The sequence below is a fragment of the Microcoleus sp. AT8-B5 genome (genome assembly GCF_036705565.1).
Taxonomy (GTDB): Bacteria; Cyanobacteriota; Cyanobacteriia; order Cyanobacteriales; family Microcoleaceae; genus Microcoleus.
The window spans coordinates 93,433-112,238 of sequence record NZ_JAUBUY010000023.1 but is presented as its reverse complement, the minus strand read 5'-3'; the positions used below and the strand labels follow the sequence as shown (position 1 = coordinate 112,238).

Here is an 18,806-nt window from a genome sequence, read left to right as displayed (position 1 = left end):
TTTTTGCGTCCCGGACTAACTTTTTTCTGTAAATTTACGTAAGTTTACAGAAACTTTATACGTTTTTATAAAAAATACATAGAAACTTTATAAAAGTGTGATTGCTTTTTAAAGATTGTGCAAAGCTGAGTATTTCAGGTTCAGCAGATTTGGGATGGCTAATAAGATGGACGTAAGAGATCGTTAAAGTTGAGACAAATGATATGAAATTTCCGATGGGTGCCTCGTCGAAATCATTATTATCAGAAATGATGTCGTTATGTTTTCCAGAATCTACTTACAATGTCTGTGTATCAAAACAACACGCTCACCGATCCGTAACGAGCAAGGTAAAACGGTCGATCGATATTTTGGGTGCGCTGCTGGGACTGGCAATTGCTGCTGTGGTGGCGGTGCCGGTGGCTGTGGCGATGCTGTTGGACAATCCGGGCCCGCTGCTGTACAGTCAAGTCCGCTGCAGCTTCAAAGGGCGACATTTCAGAATATGGAAATTTCGATCGATGGTTGTCGGTGCAGAAAATCTCAAACATTTAGTTAGCAACCAAGCCAAGGGTCACATTTTTAAGAATGAAAATGACCCGCGAATTACCCGCGTCGGCCGCTTCTTGCGGAACACGAGTTTGGACGAGTTACCTCAATTCTGGAATGTGTTAGTTGGCGACATGAGTTTAGTGGGAACTCGACCGCCAACTCCCGATGAAGTGGCTGCCTATGACGAGTTCCACTGGCAACGTTTAAATGTCAAACCCGGTCTGACTGGGGAGTGGCAAGTCAACGGACGGTCTAGAGTTAAAGACTTTGACGAGATTGTCCGCATGGATCTCGACTATCAGGGCAAGTGGTCTATTGTCTACGACATCACTCTGATTTGCAAAACAATTTTGGTTGTCTTCAGCAAAAATGGTGCGTGTTAATAGACTTGCTGTTTTGGGTTGTTTTTTGATTTTAAAATTTAGGAAAAAACACGGGATGAAATAGTAGGAAACACATTAAATATATGTTAATAGAATTAGCGATTGGTGACGCTTACGGTGCGGGTTTTGAATTTGTTGACCAGCAGACGATCGAATTGTACAACAATCTCAACGGTTACATCAAGCATCCCCGTCACGATATCCCGCCTGGATGTTACACAGACGATACGCAGATGAGTTTAGCCGTTGCAGAAGCTATCGTCAGCCGAGAACCTTGGACACCGGAACTTTTAGCGAGCAAATTTGTTGCAGCTTTTCACCGCGATCGGCGATTTGGTTATGCTGGAAAATTTTACAATTTTTTGCTACAAGTTCAAGGCGGAAAAGAATTCTTAGAAAAAATTCACTCTGCTAGCGATAAAAGCGGCTCTGCGATGCGAGCAGGCCCCATTGGCATTTTTCCTACTATTGAAAAAGTCATTGAAAATGCTACCGTTCAAGCTGCAATTACTCACAACACTCCCGATGGCATTAAAGCAGCTATAGCGGCAGCTTTGATGTCCCATTACTTTATTTATCAGCTAGGTTTAAAGAAGAATTTGGGAAATTTTCTAGAAAAGCACGTAGCTGGTGAGTGGTCGATACCTTGGCAAGGACAAGTCAGCGTTAAAGGTTTGGTCTGTGTTAGAGCAGCTATTACTGCGATCATGCGAAATGATAGTATGAGCAAACTGCTCCAAGATTGCATTGCCTTTTCTGGAGATGTGGATACAGTAGCCACTATTGCTTTAGCGGCTGGTTCCTGTAGCAGTGAAATTGCCCAAGACCTGCCAGAAAATCTGGTACAAGGATTAGAAAATCAATCTTATGGCAGAGATTATATCATAGAACTGGATCGACAGTTAATGAATTGCACGATCGACTTCTGACCGAAAGCATCCAGGATACCCGCCACGTGATTCATCCGTCCAGAAATAAAAAACCTGTATCCGATGAAACTTGCCGAACGTATTTATTCGTGGGGTCAATGCTTCAATTCTAAAATCTAAAATCTAAAATCTAAAATCTAAAATCGATTGACTTCTTCCTGATATCTGTTACATCCGTTAAATCCGCATTCACGGCGCGTTGCCGAACTTCTTTCTATTAAGATTAAGGCCAACTGTCACAAATAGGGTTAAATTTTATGTATGTAGTTGCGCTTGGGCGCTCTTTCTTAAGCTAAGAGCGCTAAAGCGCAACTACATACCTTTGTTTAATTTTCCAGTTTGCCTTAGCCGTATCTATTATGAATTTGCCTAATTTGATTACTTTTTCTCGCTTACTGGGAGTGCCTTTTCTGCTCTACGGTTTGTACGACCCAAGCGCGCAAAGCCGCTGGATTTGCACCGCGATTTTTGTGGTAGCTGCGGCTACTGATTGGCTGGACGGCTATTTGGCTAGGAAGCTGAATCAAATTACCGATTTGGGTAAGTTTCTCGATCCTTTGGTGGATAAATTGTTGGTTCTCGCGCCGCTTTTAGTGTTGATTGAGTTGGGGAAAATCCCGGCTTGGGGAGTGTTTTTGATTTTTGGTCGGGAGTTGACAATTGCGGGGTGGCGTGTTAATAAAACTACGATTTCGGGAGCTAATATTTGGGGGAAGTTGAAGACGGTGAGTCAGATTGTGGCGATCGCACTTTTAATTGCTCCTCTGTCGGAAGCGTGGAATTTTCCCGCATTAATTGCTTTTTGGGTTTCTGTGGCTTTAACTTTGATTTCTGGCGCTATTTATCTGTGGCCGGAAAAGACTGCTGAGGACAAGTAAATCGGTTTTTTAAGCCGTAGATGAACGCGGATTAACGCAAATAAAAAACTTCGAGGCCAGCGAACGCCTCAATAGACCTGTTTTTGAATTTGCCAACGGTATTGATCGGCTCAATCCCAACCACGGTTGATCAAAACCAAAGCTTAATCCAAACGACTATCCCACAGGCCGATAAACTGGTCACTCTTAACAACAGAAGCTAAATCCGGCCAGAGGGTTTTTTCGACTCCCTCCATGTTAGTACCAATTTCACCGCCGTAAAGCAAGATGCGGCTAAGAGCGTTGTTAAAGAGGCGACAGACGACTTCTGGTAGGTGCAAGCATCCAGCACAAGCTCCGCCTAGCCTTTCTTCGCAGTCGGGGTCGAACATACAGTCTCCCCGCTCTTGTAGAAGACTCTTGAAGGCCTGGTCTAAACGCTGCTCGAAGAAGGTTTTCAGTCCTCCCAGTGAAAACTCTTGAAGGCGATTGACAAAGATGATGGTTTGGTTGAGGCTTAGCAGGAGATGCTCAGAAATAGCCGTTTCACCAAAGCTACTTTGGTCTGCGATCGCTTTAATTAAAAGATGATTAGCGCTGTGTAGAGCCGAACCAACCAGCCAGGGAATCAGAAAAGCTGGAGAAAGGCGATCGTCAAAGGCAGGGCCGCTGCGACTGGTGATTTGGCTGTGATGATTTAGAACCCAAAATGTAGGTTCGGCAATAGTAGCGGGCTCGGGAGCTAGATTGTTAGCATGTAAGGATTCAGGTCACTGAACTCCTTGCTGGGCAAAGACTTTAGATATGGAGCTTGATACTAAATCAATCTCTATTCTCAATAAACCACGAAAAACTGTCACTTATCCTCGTTTATTGACAATTAACCACGAAAGACAAAAACCCTTAGTTTGCCCTAAAACCCTTGCCAGACAAGCGTTGGAGCCGCAAGTTTTTAGACCTGAATCCTTACGTTAGCATAAAGCCATTTAACAATCCGTTTAGCATCAAACTGAAAGAAAAGTGCTTCAGTTTTGAGCCTGTAGGTGGGCATAGGAATCCAATTTCCTTTGGGTTGTTCACCAGCCAAATCAAAACCTTTCTTGTCAAAAGCCCACAGGACAGCAGCTTCAGGCTGATGAGAAAGCCGAGTATATCCATAGGCAAGATGCAAGACAGGCAAATCTTGAATGACTGTGACCTGGCTAATACCTAAACTTTTACGCATTAAAGTCCCGGCATCTGAGAGATTGGCATGGAAAGGAGAGCTAATTTTATTGAGGCGCTTCACAGCATCATCGAGGCTTTCACGCTGCAAATCCATGAGAACAGCACGATCGCTCAGTTGCTCTCGAAGGGTGCCAGCATTTTTTTGATCTGATGTTAGATTTTCTTTGCGATCGCGAGTTTCTCTTTCTGCCTGAGCATCTCCTAGAAGTTGCAATGCGTTATTTTCGGAAAAACGCGCTAGAGCTTTTCTTAATTCTGCCACAACTGTGCCACCCGCATCACTCTCCTGAACTTGTCGTTTGTTAGTCAAGATAGTTTGGATTGTTTCGTCATCTAAGCCACTCAATTTTAATGTTTTAATAAGTTGCTCCAAATCTTTCTGGTCTTCTTGAGTGCCTTGACCGAGGACGCGAAGGACTTCTGTCAGCTCAGACAGACTTCTGCTTTGACTATCGAAGTAATCTAGATGTATTGCTAGAAGAGTACCGAGAGACTCAGGTAATGCTAAAAACTTCTCTACATTGGAAGTTGGGTTGATCCGAGAAATGGAATGAACTACCTGAAGCTTGTTATCAGAAATAGTGGTAAGACGCATCATCGGATTGGGAGAATTTCCGGTAGCAGATTCTATTGATTGAACAACTTCTGTGCGCTTCATAATGGATTGTGGGGGAAGAGGGCGAACAATTGGAGCTGCATGAGTGCAGCCACTAACTTTACACCGCCAACGCGGATAAACACCCCTTTCTTTAACTAAATACTGATAACTGTGTTGAGGACAGTCAATGGGGAATAACTGGAGCATTGTGCCATCTACATGGGCAAAAACAAACGGAATTTCATTGAGAGTTGGATGGTTACAATTATGACAGGGAGCATCTGAATCTCCCTTCCACTGACCCATGTAGCGAATAGCTCCGCACTTAGCGCACTCTCTGGCTTTCAACCTGCGACCTTTAACCGATTGAGTGAGTACAGGAACAAACTCTGCTGTATGTCTGCGGAAAGCTTCCATTTGAGCATCTAAATGCTTCCATCGAGTGAGTTCTTGACGTACAGCCTCCTCCACATCTTTACTGAGGTCAACTACCCTGCGGGCAAAGTGACAGTTAACTTCAATAGTGCCGACAGGAATTGTAGCAACACTTCCTGGTTCAACGCTGTGCAATACTTTGCCTTTAGAAAAGGTGCGCGATTGTTTACTCATGTGTTCTCCAATTTATTTAAAGTAGTTAGTATCCATTAATTTCAATGCCTGCATCGACATCTCGAAGAGACAGCAGCAAGCGGAAATTATGAGCGATATCATCTTTTGTCAGACCGCTCGTGACATCTTTGCGTTCATTAGGGTCTTGTACGATGCGATCGACCTGAGACACAAAAGCATCTTCTACTAAATCGAGCGGTGTATCAAAAACCTGTCCTTCCGGCAACCCGTCAGGATTAATAGTTGTGTGAATTTTGGCGACAATAGCTTTCAAGTCGATGGGCGATCGCCCTTGTCCTGTGCCATAAATTAGCTCCCGCAATTTGTCAATCTTGTCCAGTTGTGCTAAGTCGCTCACCTGATTTCCCGATCGAGCTACAGGACCATCTATGTGAAGTAACCGACCTAACAGCAAACCAAAAGCAGTTCGGTAGAGAGCATTGTGAGCGAAGCGGTCAATGGGGACAGCTTCTACCATCTGATCCAAATATTCGTGAGTTTTGACAAAATAGTCGAAAATTGCCCGTTCGCGAGCGCGTTGAGGGCGAAATAAAATAAACACTAATCCAGGCATAGTACGTCCTGCACGACTCGAAGCTTGAATGTATTCAGCGGTTGTGTTAGGCCAGCCGTAAAATAGCATCAAATTGAGTCTGTCAATATCAACACCGTGAGAAATTAGGCTGGTGGCAACCACATCTGATAGTCGCTCTGATTCGCTCAAATTGGGGTTGAGCTGAGATGTCTCCATCTGTTTTAGAACTTTTTTAACATCCTCAATGCCGTCATCTCCAGTGAGGGTAATTGCCTCTGGCAGCATCGCATTGGCTCGCTCTTCCCCAAACTCTTCCCGAAGGCCGGCTTTTACTTGTTCATTAATGGAGCGTCGAATATCAGAGCCATCATTTTTGGAGTTGACATAGGTACAACAAAGGTCATGCTCGTCAACCAGTTGCAGGAAAGAATCATCTGTTAAATTTCCCAATCCATACTCTAATTTGAACTTAGCAGGATTGCTGCGAATAATTTCTAACTCAGTCCGAAGTGCCTGAATCAAAGCCATTGCTGCATCAAGTGGATTAGCAGAAGTAGGACGCAAACCAACAAAGCCTCTTGTGACATATCTGCTGTGAGCGTTGGCGTAGAAACTGCGGTCCTGAGCAGGCCCGCGCACTGGAAATTGAGAAAGTTCTCGCCAATAAAGATGTCTTGTCTGTTGTTCTGCTCCCTCAATCGTAGCAGTAGCCGCCAAAACTTTTGGACGTATCGCTCCCCGCTCTTGGTGAATGGCATCGATGAGAGCTTCATAATGACCGTCAAATGTACCCAGTTCCTCGCGGAGTAGGTGCAGTTCATCTTGAAAAACTAGAGGAATGCCGGGGTCAACGGGTGGCGTGGAGAGAGGTTTAAGTTGTCTGCGAGTACATCCGCCAACTGAGTCCTGCTTGTGACAAGTATTATTAGCAACAAAGCCATGTACGGAGCAAATATCAGATACAGCCCCAAATAAAGTGCGACTGGCTGGACGGAAAGTGATGTTTGCAATTTTGTCGAGAGTTCCTACTAATAAAGTTGGCAATTGGCTGTAGATATCCTCATCAACGATATAGAGTGGAATTTCACGACCGCAAGCGCCAGTGGGTAAAGGCTGATTGAGAGGGCCACAACGATGCCGGAGTTCATTGGTGGCTCTATGAATAAAAGTGTGGACTTCCTCTAGTCCGCAGTAAGGACAGCGCATCACCATCCTGTATTGCTGGATTGATTCAGGAACGTAGTATCCGACATCAGCTAAAGTCAGATACCTGGGAACTTTTCCCAGATCGGCCTGCATTTTTTCGCGAGCCTGTCGTGTTGAATTCTGAACTTCATCAGGAACAGACTTTAGAGAATTAGGGCTGTTAGCTCGACCCCCGTAATAGCCTACTGTAAATTCACGGGTTTTTGCTAATTTTGGTTGCTTCTTTCTAACTTCATCGGCAGCGACTAGCGTATCCAGAAAACGCTGAAGCTGTTGGTAAGTTAGCAACCGCAAGGGATAGCGCAACCAAGCAACTATGCCCCAATCTCGACCCCGGAGGCGATCGAAAAAAGCTTGAGTCAAAATAATTCCCATAACCGCCTCAGATTTACCGCCACCTGTGGGGAAGTGAACTACAGCGGCATGATTAATCTGGGCTAGAAGATTGTTAGCAAACTCTTGAGGCCATTGTCGTGCTGCTAGTGCTGCTAAGTTAGAAACGATGTAGACAATCTGAAAAGGTCGCCAGTTTTCATAAGCAGTCTTGCCCCGATGGTTCCGCTTTTCATCGATATCGACAAACGTCTGGTTCATCAGGTTAAAAGCTTGTCGAAGCATCGCGTAGCACGGAGCTTTCAGAACTTTAATTCCTAACTCAAAGCGCTCTATTTCTTTTTTAAAATTGTCCAAATCTTGCTGAGCTTCTGAGTTATATTTTGTTCCCCCAGTCTGCTGATGCTGTTGCTCAATCAAGGTTTGCCAGCTATCTCGGTAATCCCGCATCCTTTGACAAATAGTTTTGAGTACCAGAAGGTCAGCATCATTCGTTGCCGTGGCTAAATCCTTAAAAGGGGCTTGAATTCCAGCCGTATAAAGTCTTTTTTGCCAATAAATGGGGAGAAACTCAGTCCAAATGCGAACCTTATCCTGAGTTTGTTCAAGTTCTAATCCTGGCGTACAGTTAATTCCCTGCGCGGGAACCGTAGAGTCAACTTGATAAGATATCTGAAAGCGAGATAGTTCTACAGGATGCCACATTGCTTGGGGCAAATTAATTTCTAGGTAAGCCCCAAATAAACCTGTATCTCTGGGATCGTCAAACCCACCACTCTGTTCGCTCTTGTTTCTGAGAAATAGGCGGATTCGGGTCTGGTTGCCCATAACTCGCTTTTGAACTTCTACGGTAATTTGAAATTCAACTGGAGCAACTTGCCCCGGCTGAGTTTCCACATCTGTAGAGGTATTTTCCTTCTTTTTTGTATTCTTTTTGTTAATAATTCGTTGACGCAGTTCAGCCTGAAGTTGTTGGGGATTTTCCTTGGCAAATGTAACTTCTTTGTCGGTTAAATTATCAAGAGTCCGATTGAGTCCAAACAACCAAGCGAGGGGGTCTTTTTTATGTGCCTCTATTACCTTTTTTATCTGATGGTCAATATCCTGCTTTAGTTGTGAAAGGGAAGGTGACTGTTCTGTAACTAAGTCTTGAATATTTGAAGTGATAGCCGCAGAGATATTAAAACGCTGCCACATAGGGCGCAGCGATTTCTCGGTAACTTGGATTTTAGGCAGGAAAACACTAAAGCGAACTTTCAATTCAATAGGCAACTGTTGTTTTTCCCAATCCGGTGCTAAGTTAATAGCTAAACCGCAGTTGCTAGGGCGAAAATTATTCTGCTGCTGGCTGCTGGATGGCACAGCGGCTGGAGGTGACTGGGGCGAGAGATATGCGGTGGGCATTAAGCGTCGCGGCTCAGTGGAACCTTGAATTGAGCTTCGGTGCTCCGATGTCCCCGTGACATGACCCCGTATGCGCCTGTAAAAGCTTTCAATAAATTGCAAATGTTCTTCTTGTCTCGGAGAGTCAGATACATTCAACCCCTGGTCAGTTAGGATAGATTCCGGTTCCATCATACTCCTGTATGGTCTTTATACAGCTTACCTTGGAAAACAGTATAGTAGATATTGATTTTTAAGTCAAGCTAATCTGTTCACGAATTATACGCACAGTGCTATTTTCTGTATGTGTCCTACAAAAACGCCCATTAGGGTAGGAGCCATCCCATAGGTTACTGTCAATGGGTGGCTTTGGTAAAAGACATTTCATGCCCTAAAAAGGCGATTAATAGGATATTCGGGTACTTGAGAAATTAGTTGAGGTGGTGACTGTACCGTTAGTATCTGCATGGCATCTTTCAATTCACCAACTGTAATAAAAACTTGCTGATAGCGAAAGACAATTTCATCTAATTTTCGATCTTTCCATCCTTCTTGAGCGCAAGCAGAGATTACCTGACCGAGTTGTCTACGCTTAATCCTTAATTCATTAGCCTGTTGCCAAAACTCTTCAAAACCAGAACGAGCTAGTGGCGGTATAAACCAAAAAAAATGCTCTTTCTCACGGGGGAGGCTAAGAAGGTCATCACCGCTCATCCAGTTATACTCAATTGTTTCTTGACTAATATCTAGACCTGTATCAATCGAGAGTTCTCGACGAACTGTTTGTAAATCTGAGTTTTTTACGTGCTGCTTCAGTATTGCACGCCAAGCGTCTAACTGTATGCGATAGAGGTAGTTAACTTTAGTATCCTCAAGCAAACCCGCTTTCTGAGCGAATAACTCATCTCGGTTCATGCCATCAAACAATACAACCTTTGTCCCAGCAGCAATATCTCTGATAGCAACAACCAGAGCTTGTCTACCCGATAATACTAAGAATTCGCATCCCAGTGCTACCCTAATTTTTAATCCTATCTCAAACTTTACTAGATAATGAGATTCTAAATTTCTCGCAATATCTCCGTTCAATTCCCCCTCATAATCTGTTCCACCAACCAAAGAATTAAAATTTTCCTCAAGTTTCGATAAATTAATTCTCTTGGACAGCCTTAACTTTCCGGAATTAATTATCTTAACCTCTGGTTGGTGAAGGCTAAAGCTATAACATCCTACCTCCTCTTTTTCAGTTAGCTTGCGCCATGTTTTTCGATGCCATTCTCTAGCATCTACCTCTAAATTGCTCCACCAACGTTCGGCACGTTCAGCCAAGACAGACCACAGCAACACATCTATTTTGCTAAATAAAGTCGTTTGCAAGATGTCACGGTGACAAGCCTTGGGCTGACCTATAACTATCAACTTTTCTCCGCCTAAACCCCGCACCTCGCTGATTGGTAAAATTTTAGGAGTTGATAAACAACTGCGCTTTCCCATTAAAAACTGTTCTAAGGCGTTGGCTATTTCTGCATTTTCAACAGCTACAATAGTTTCTGGCTCGGCTGATTTAATGATTTGAATGAATGGATTAGCTTTAAGTTTCTGTAGCCTCAGCGCCAGAGAGGAGAGGAGATTATATAAAATTTTTGCTTGGGAATCTTTAGATTGGTTAACAGCAGAATTTAGTTGCTTAAGTGCGCCTTCAATAAACTGTGCCCAGAGCAGATAAAAAGGTAAGACAGGAGCTGCGAGATATCGCCATATTTTCCATCCTGTACCCCAAACACCACGACAGTGAGGCTGTTTGGCTAAATCTAGCAGTAAATTTGATGATTCTTGAAAAAGCTCCGCAATTTTTTCTTCATCTTCTGTATCAAAGTTAAAAGTTTTAATTGTTACCTGTGTTTCATTGAGAGATTGGCGTTTTCTTTCAAGTAGCAAATAGCTTTCCTCTATAGGATGAAGCTGTTCCCTGTTTTTAGCAGAAATACCCAGCTCGGCGGGATAAGAGCGCAGAGCGAAGAAGTCGATAGGCCAAAGAAGAATTCCCTGTGAAGTATTGGTTTCATGGTACTCAATATCTTGCAGAGTCCAAGGAGGAACAATACCTACCATAGGGATTCGTTTTTGCCGACAAAGGCTAGCCAAGCCAAAGGCTTGGCTTCCATAGGCAGAGGGAGATGGATAAGTGCGTCCTGATGGATCGTCAATGACAACTAGAGAGCAATTTTTAGAGGTCTTCAATAAGTCAACGGCTTCAGAGAGCGATCGCGCCATAAAGACTCTCAGATGTTTACTTTTGAATGATTCATCAAACTTATGGATAGGTAAACAAGCAATTCGCTTATTTAGATTGCGTTTAGTATATTCATTATCTATCAGGTTAAATGCCTTAGTAGTTCTCAAATGCGAGATTTTACCACGATCCTTGGGTCTAATCCAAATAGCAAAGTCCTTTGCTGCCTCTGCATGATGAGTCCGATAAATATCTCTTTCTTCCCTAAGCAGATGAGCCCAATATGTGACTGCTAAGATTCCTAAAGAAATAGGAGAAACGGGAAAGCTAATAAAAATTTGAGCTCCTTTATCAATGCTCATGGCAGTCAAATAAACTAAGTCTTTCTCTAGCCTATGAATTTGGATAGAGTGCTTGTTCATTTTTAAACATCCTAGTATAGGGTCTAATACTGATAGCGTCTTTTCCCAAGGAAAGGCAGATCGGAGAATGTCTCCCCATGCTTTTATTCCCCGAATGTTATGTATCTCTATCTGCTCAAAGGGAGTTAGACATTCTTTTGCTGAACTGTCACTCACGTAGCCTGATGATTTATCTCCAGATAGTTCTTGCGGTACTGTTCTCCGATCTAAAATTTTTTGAAAAGTATCTTTCCACGATGGATTCGCTGCTACTAGCTTCGTGTAGTCTAGCCCAAACATTATTTTGCAAAGTTCTTCTGGCGAGTGTTCTGGCATTGAGCTTATTTTGTTGAACCCATTATTCTTTGTTAATAAAGCACTTACAGCACCTTTCAGGTAAGTGAAGCACAAATAAACCAGTTTCTGTAGGGGCGGTGTCTATGAGTGCCTACTCTGATTCCGGGTTTCGGATCTATACTCGATCAACCTGCAATCTGCTGTATTTGTTGTAGGGACACGGCAATGCCGTGTCCTAGCCGTAGCTTAATAATGACTCCCTGATTTCCGGTAGTGCACCGCTGTCACGCCGTCATTATTGAGCAAATGACCGTTTTCAATCGCCGCATAAACTACCCAGTGATCGCCACATTCCATCCGACTTATCACTTGGCATTCCAGATAAGCTAGAGCATCAGTCAACACCGGACAGCCGTTGCTAGCTTCCATTGTTTCGACTCCCGCAAATCTGTCTTCTCCCGGAGCAAAGTTTTTCATGAAATACTTCCGCAACTGTCGCCCTTCGGCTAAGATATTCAGCACAAACTTATCTCCGGCGTACATCAAAGCTTCGATCGATCGATCTTTCGCCACCGCAATCGTCACACCGGGCGGATTAAATGTTGCTTGCGACACCCACGAAGCCAGCATCGCACTGGCGACTTCCCCCCGCTTCGCCGAGAGTACGCACAGCGAACCAACCAATCTCCCTACTGCTTGTTCAGTGCGATCGCTCCCTGCTGCTAACTGCGGTTTCGGTGCCCGCAATTTTTGCGATCGAATCAAAGCTTGAGCAAAATCCGTTCCCGCTTCTTTGCACTCGTGAATTGTCGCCGCCGTCGGCTTAAATTTGGCTCGAATCGGCTCAAATCCAATTCGATACCCAGCATCTTTCAGCTTATTTTCCACTAAGTCGATCGCCTCTCCACTCCAGCCAAAAGAACCGAAAACCCCCGCTAGTTTGCTCTTAGTTGCTGTAGATAAAACAATTCCCAAAGCAGTTTGAATTTGCGTCGGAGCGTGTCCTGCTAGCGTGGGAGTTCCGATGATAAATCCCGCGCATTTTTCGATCGCCTCTTGAATTTCTCCGGGTTCTGCAAATTCGCAGTTGATACTTTCCACCGCCACGCCGGCTTTCGTAATTCCTTTGGCGATCGCCTGTGCTAAAGTAGCCGTATTTCCGTAAGCCGAAGCATAAATCAAAGCAACTGTCAAGTCTTTTGAATTTTGTTGCTGGCTCCATTCCCGATACAAATTGCTCAGTTCATTAAGGCCGTAACGGACGATCGGGCCGTGACCGGGAGCATAAAATGCTGCGGGTAAATCGGCGAATTTATCCATTGCCGTCAGCACTTGTTTTGCCTGAGATGCGTGCAGGGAATCGTAATAATAGCGCCGATCTTCGCTGTAAACGCTCCACCCTTCATCAAATACTTGGTCGCCGCAAACGTGAGCTCCAAATAGTTTGTCAGTGAACACGATTCGAGTGTGCGGATCGTAGGTGCAAAGTTGGTCAGGCCAGCGGGGAGTCGGAGTCGCGATGAATTTTAAGGCGTGACCTTTTCCTAAGTTGAGAGTTTCCTCTCCCCGAACGACCATAATGTTTAATTCTTGGTCGGGGAAAGCGGCGCGCAAACTAATTGCTGCTGGATTCGTGCAAACCAAAGCTGCTTCAGGAGCTAATTCTAACAGAGCTTTAATTGTTACTGATCTGTTAGCATTGAAATGCCCCAAAATTATGTAATCCAGCTTGGTCAAGTCCACCCGTTGCTGTAAAAAATCGATGTAATTTTGAGTAAAAGATTCCCCCGGCGGATCGAACAAAGCAGTTTTGTCAGCTTGAATAATATAGCTATTGGCTGTCGTCCCCTTTTGCAGCGAATACTCGACTTCAAATTTGAGTCTGTCCCAAGTGCGCGATCGCACAATAAAAGTATCGAGTGCGATCGGGATAAACTGCACATCGCGGGGTTTGGCATCCGATGCGAGTCTAGGAGTCAAAGTATTAGTCATTTATTGCACCTATGAGAAACTGAACTACAGAACTTCTTTTGATTTCGTGCCAAAACTTGGTATCTACAATGTCAAACCTTGCACCTCTACCCTGTAAATTGGTATCCAGGTCAATCAGAAATTCCCTGGTTTTCAAATCGTCGCCAATTTGGATAAAGCTCACTCCAATTTCTTCATCTTTATCTATTTTATTTGCCGCACTTACAAGAATTTCGGCAACAGCAGCGGTATTTTCGGGTTTTTGATCTAAAACTGCAACAATTATTGTTCCGTTTTTCCCTTTGGCATTTGGTTTGCTTGCAAAATAATCACTAAAAGTTGCTTTCAGAGCTTCTTCCAAATTAATTGCAGTGGGGTTTTCTGAATCCGGTTCCGTATTTTGTCGCTGCAAAATTTGAGCTAACCGCGCAACATTGGAATTTTGATACTTCCACATAGGAGTAGAAGCTTCGTAAACGGTGATGCCGTCGCTGTCAAATTGCTGACATTTTTTTGCTAAGTCGATCAGAGATGCCTGTGCTTCTACCCAATCCTCGTACCAAGGATGGTGAGGGTCTCTGCTGGCATCGCTTCTGGCAATAATAATTGTGTAATCTCGGTCTTCTAAAAGATTGGCAGGCATTGGCAATTCCCCTATTAAAATGAAGTCTAAATGACAACGGTTTGCCCGGTTTGCTGCTGGTGGCGCACCCAACACCCAGAAGCCGGTAAGGTGCGCCACAAGCACCCAAAGTTGAGAGTTTTTGGCTAGCCAGTTGTGTCCTGGACTGTAATTGTAGGGTGCGTCAGTAGATAGTCGATGATGAAGTCGAATAAAACATCGGCTGACGCACCTTACTAATACGTTTGGGGTATGTTGACTCAGACAGTCAATCAATATATCGTTGAATTTCCCCTTTGCACCTGACAACAGTCAACTGTCAACTATCAACTGACAACTGTCAACCGTCAACTGACTTCCTAATAGTGATTTCCCACTTTGCGGTGGTGAACAGCAGGCAGTGCATCGGGATTGGATACGCGGCCGCTATCAACGATCGCATATACGATATGATGATCCGAAAGTTCCATCCGGCTGACTACTTCGCATTCCATGTAAGCTAAAGCATCTGTCAGAATTGGAGAACCGTTGGTTGCTGGTTGAGTTTTAACTCCGGCAAATCGATCGGCACCAGGAGCAAAACGCTTTAAAAAGTGCCTCATCAAAGTTTGATAATTGCCTTCTTCCAGCACGTTGAGAACAAATTTATCTCCCGCGCGCATCATCGATTCGATCGCCCGATCCTTCGCAACTGCTATTGTTAAACCCAGCGGTTTAAAGCTGGCTTGCGTTACCCAAGAAGCTAGCATCGCACCGCTAACCTCGCCTTTTTGAGCGGTAATGATGTACAGTCCGCCGCTGATTCTTCCCAAAGCTTTATCGAGGTCGCTGTCGAGGGATTTCATCTGTTTGACTGCTTTGTCCCGCGTCAGCCACTGTCCTAAGTCAGTGCCGGCTTCGTCGCAAAGTTGATAACTCGCTTCAGTCGGTGATTCTTTAATTAAAATGTTGGGAAATGCTTCTTTTAAACCCAACTCTTTGAACTTGTTTCGCAGCGGGTAAATCGATGCGTCATCGCCGCCGCCGGATTCACACAAACCGAAAGATTGTTTGTTGTTAGCTGCAACTAAAATTGTGTTGATTGCGGCTTCGGCATTTACAGCAGCAGTACCGCCACTCGGTGGCGAACAAATTACGATACCGGCAGCATTACTGACAAGTTCCGCAACTTCTTGTAAGTCGGCGATTCTCAAATCCATCATTTCCACAGCGACACCTGTTTTGGTGATACCGTGGGCGATCGCTTGGCTGAGTCGATCGCTAAATCCGTAGTCGGAGGTGTAAAATACCGCTACAGTGGTTTCTGCCTTAGCTTGCGCTTGGCTCCACTTTTTGTAGCGTCCGGTAAGTTCCACCACATTGTGCCGCAGCAGCGGCCCGTGACCGGTCGCAACTGTACCGATTTCTCCCAATTCTGCCATCCGCTTCATCGCAGCGAGTACCGATCGAGCATTGGGACCCATCAAACACTCATAATAAAAGTGGTAATCTTCCTCAATTGCTGCTAAATCGTCATCGAAGGTGCTGTCGGAACAGTAGTGCATCCCGAAAGCGTCGCAGGTAAACAGCACTTGAGTTTTGCTGTCGTAGCTGAAAATAGTATCAGGCCAGTGCAAGTTCGGCGCCGATACGAATTCGATAATGTGGCCGTTTCCTAAATCTAGTTTGTCCCCGTTTTTGACCACCAATCGCTCAAATGGTTGGTGTACAAGGTTTTCTAAAAATTGAATTGCTACTTTCGCCCCCACGACAATCGCTTGGGGTGCCAGCGCCAGCACGTCTTTGACTAAACCGCTGTGGTCTGGTTCGGTGTGGCTGATAATTAGATAGTCAATCTCTTTGGGGTCAATTTCGCCCGTTAGAGTTTCCATGTATTGCTGGCGAAACTTCTCGTGCGAGGTATCCACGAGGGCCGTTTTTTCACCGCGAATGATGAATGAGTTGTATGTTGTACCGTTTTTGAGTCCGAATTCGATGTCAAAGCGGTCTCTATCCCAATCCAGGCATCGAATTGCCGTTGTGTCAGAGGCAATTTCGACTTTTTCCACCGTCAATCTGCGTTGGACTCGTTCAGTCAGCGCTACCATCAGTGCCTCCTTGTCTTTTACCCATTACCTTATTGTCTTCATTCTGACACGTTTTTTTTGTAAATCTTTATAAAATTTCCTATCACTCAGTTAAGCATCCCAAAACTGATCTCTATGTATTGACAAAAACCTAATATGTGTGCTATGGAAACCAAGTTCGATCGCCCAACCGATCGAACTTGGTTTTGCATGGAAATTGTGATCGAGCAGTCAGTTAGGATCGCGAATTAAATAACTTACAATTTTAATTGTTATTGTGGGATGGGCGTCCCGCCCGTCCACTCATGACGGGCGGGACGCCCATCCCACTTTCAAGAGTGGAAGTTATTTAATTCTCATTCCTTAGTTAGTACCAACTTAAAAGCTGTACAAAATGTGCAGTAAGACGATCGAATAAAAAAAGCCCAAATCCACAGGGCAAAATCGATTCAGTGAAGTAAAGCTATGTCCGAAAGTTCCTTTGATAAAACTAATTTGGGTTGGCAATTAGGACAGTCGCAACAACGATTGCAGGAGTGGTGGGAACTAAAAACTGCCCAAAATATACCGAATGTCTAATTGCCATCTTGGTTTGATTCCCCCATCTTGGGGGCGATCGCTAAAGCAGCCTTTTGGTTAATCTTAGCATTGCTCGCAGTCTGGGCGAGTTGGCGGATTTGGCAACTGTCGCGTTTTTATATTCATAATTTCAAAAATAGGAATAAAACAACTGATGGCAGTGCAAAACAACAATTAAAGATTTATCCGTAGCAGAGTTGTTGTTGCGATCGCAAAAGTTGCAGCAGCAAGGGAAATACCACCAAGCTTGCTGCTTGCTTTACATGGCGGTTGCAGCGGTTAAATGATGCGGGAACCGCGATTCACCAACCCAGCCGCACTGATGGCGAATATTTGCAATTAATCGAGCAATTACCCCAGCCAGCGCCTTACGAAACTTTGATAAAAATACATCAGCAACTATATTTTGGGAATAGAGAAGCTGACGCCTCAATCTTTGAACAGTGTCAGCAAGCTTATCAAAAAATTAAGGATTAAGTAGGTAAGCGGAAAAAAACAATAATATCCAATCAATAATTCTAGGGGCAGGTTTTATCAAAAATTATTGCCAAAAACCGACAATCTCAAAAACCCCCACCCAAGGGCAAATCGCCATCTAATTCTTTCCACATACAAGGGTTCAAGGTCGTACTCGAATAACGCGCGCAGCATCTAAGAGTACGACCTTGAAATGGTTCTATCAGACCCAATTAAGCAATGGGTTGAAGGCAACGAAACTAGCACCAGCAATGGGATTCGGGTCGAGACCTCCCACAATCGACCCTGTGGGTGAATCCCATTAGTTGTCAGTGCCAGCGACTGTCCCACAGCGAAGATTTTACCCGCGTACCTCGCTTTCTTGAAAAAAGCTGTAGTGAGGAATCAGACTGATAAAAAGCATTTAACTACTTGCGGGACATATTAGTAGAGCAAGGATTGCTCGCCCTACTAACAGCCTTAGATGAGAGTGATACTTGTTGCCGCTGTACTGCCGAAACTGTAGCCCGCAGTGGGGTTAGCAAGACCTAAGCGCACAATCCCATTATTGGTACTAAATGGGTTGTCTTCAATAGTAAAGGTTTGGCTGAGTTGGCCGTTGGCGAAGGACAACGTGCCGCCAGTGGGGCCGCCCGGGTTAAGCAGGTAGTCGGTACCATATACAGGTGCAGGGCCGGCGCCTGGAGTACCCGCCAGAATAATATAATCAATCGATGCTGCACCTAAGCCGCTTGAGCGGGTAACTGTAACCGTTGTGTTGCCCCCCTGAGTGGCGATCGATCCGTAATTAGACGCACTATACTCGAAGATATTGCCAGATGCACTGCTGCTACCGTCAATAATCTGTAGTTGTGCTGTTGACGGAGTGCCGACGGGGCCGCTGTTGAGAAATAGGTTAACAATCTCAGTCATTTCAGGCACAGTATCAGCATTGACAAAGATGTTGAACGTCGTGGAAGTTACCCCAGGGGCAAAGTTGAGTACACCAGCAGTAGACGCATAATCAGCCGCACTTCCTCCAGTTGATAGGGCGGTGCCGTCAAGAGTACCGTAGCCAATGCTTGCGGCAGCCGTAGTGGCGCCGATGCGATTGACTGTCACCGTAGCAAAGCCAGATGATTCTGGAGTGGTGAAAGTAGCCGCACTAAAAACAAACTGGGTTGCTGTTGATGTTGCTGGAGTTGGAGTCGGCGTCGGCGTCGGCGTTGGGGTCGCCACATCATTAATCGTCAAAATTGACGGACTACTGCCGACATTGCCACCGAAGAGCACCAAATTGACCGTTTCCGGCGATTCCAAAATCGAATCAGTCAAAGCCGTCACCGTGAAACTAGCGGTAGTTTGCCCCGCAGCAAAATTCAATACCCCCGCCGCCGTTCCAGTGTAATCAGGTGCACTGCCTGTTGAACTTGCCGAACCGTCGAGAGTAGAGTAGTTAATCGATGCAGCCTCCGTGCCGCCGGTGCGAGTAACGTCAATCGTAACCACGCCACCTTCAGCCACCGTGTAATTTGGTTGGGTGAACTGGAAGATACTTGGAGATGTCGGAGTTGGAGTCGGCGTCGGCGT

12 protein-coding genes are annotated in these 18,806 nt (G+C 44.9%); 4 read left to right on the top strand and 8 right to left on the bottom strand.

The genetic code is table 11. The features are described from left to right. Window positions 1-248: 248 nt before the first annotated feature. From QUB39_RS17240 to pgsA, 3 genes are all read left to right on the top strand, one after another. Window positions 249-914, top strand: a complete 666-nt coding sequence (locus QUB39_RS17240; RefSeq protein ID WP_333058211.1) for a sugar transferase — start codon at window positions 249-251, stop codon at window positions 912-914. Window positions 915-997: 83 nt separating this feature from the next. Then, window positions 998-1,843 (top strand): ADP-ribosylglycohydrolase family protein, encoded by an 846-nt coding sequence (locus QUB39_RS17235; RefSeq protein WP_333207634.1) that lies wholly within the window; start codon window positions 998-1,000, stop codon window positions 1,841-1,843. 359 nt (window positions 1,844-2,202) lie between these two features. Continuing rightward, window positions 2,203-2,721 carry a CDP-diacylglycerol--glycerol-3-phosphate 3-phosphatidyltransferase gene (gene pgsA / locus QUB39_RS17230; protein ID WP_333207635.1) on the top strand — a complete coding sequence of 173 codons (519 nt, stop codon included), beginning with the start codon at window positions 2,203-2,205 and terminating at the stop codon, window positions 2,719-2,721. A gap of 143 nt (window positions 2,722-2,864) precedes the next feature. On the opposite strand, the gene QUB39_RS17225 is transcribed toward pgsA, so the two are convergent. The 7 genes from QUB39_RS17225 to QUB39_RS17195 form a co-directional block, all read right to left on the bottom strand. After that, window positions 2,865-3,092 (bottom strand): hypothetical protein, encoded by a 228-nt coding sequence (locus QUB39_RS17225; protein ID WP_333207636.1) that lies wholly within the window; start codon window positions 3,090-3,092, stop codon window positions 2,865-2,867. 560 nt (window positions 3,093-3,652) lie between these two features. Next, entirely contained in the window at window positions 3,653-5,134 is a 1,482-nt protein-coding gene (locus tag QUB39_RS17220) for a hypothetical protein (RefSeq protein ID WP_333207637.1), read from the bottom strand. Window positions 5,135-5,159: 25 nt separating this feature from the next. Further along, window positions 5,160-8,786 carry a helicase-related protein gene (locus QUB39_RS17215; protein ID WP_333207638.1) on the bottom strand — a complete coding sequence of 1,209 codons (3,627 nt, stop codon included), beginning with the start codon at window positions 8,784-8,786 and terminating at the stop codon, window positions 5,160-5,162. Window positions 8,787-8,975: 189 nt separating this feature from the next. Further along, window positions 8,976-11,561, bottom strand: a complete 2,586-nt coding sequence (locus tag QUB39_RS17210; protein WP_333058216.1) for a hypothetical protein — start codon at window positions 11,559-11,561, stop codon at window positions 8,976-8,978. A gap of 207 nt (window positions 11,562-11,768) precedes the next feature. Then, a complete protein-coding gene (locus tag QUB39_RS17205) occupies window positions 11,769-13,514 on the bottom strand; it encodes a diflavin flavoprotein (RefSeq protein ID WP_333058217.1) in 1,746 nt (581 codons plus the stop codon). Beyond that, entirely contained in the window at window positions 13,507-14,136 is a 630-nt protein-coding gene (locus tag QUB39_RS17200) for a hypothetical protein (RefSeq protein WP_333058218.1), read from the bottom strand. Before QUB39_RS17200 ends, QUB39_RS17205 begins: the two co-directional genes overlap by 8 nt. 338 nt (window positions 14,137-14,474) lie before the next feature. Then, window positions 14,475-16,202, bottom strand: a complete 1,728-nt coding sequence (locus QUB39_RS17195) for a diflavin flavoprotein (protein WP_333207639.1) — start codon at window positions 16,200-16,202, stop codon at window positions 14,475-14,477. Between the two features lie 828 nt (window positions 16,203-17,030). On the opposite strand from QUB39_RS17195, the gene QUB39_RS17190 reads away from it, so the two are divergent. Next, entirely contained in the window at window positions 17,031-17,237 is a 207-nt protein-coding gene (locus tag QUB39_RS17190) for a DUF4129 domain-containing protein (protein ID WP_333058356.1), read from the top strand. 459 nt (window positions 17,238-17,696) lie between these two features. On the opposite strand, the gene QUB39_RS17185 is transcribed toward QUB39_RS17190, so the two are convergent. Beyond that, the coding region (locus QUB39_RS17185; RefSeq protein ID WP_333298225.1) for a Calx-beta domain-containing protein at window positions 17,697-18,806 on the bottom strand (1,110 nt) is incomplete at its 5' end.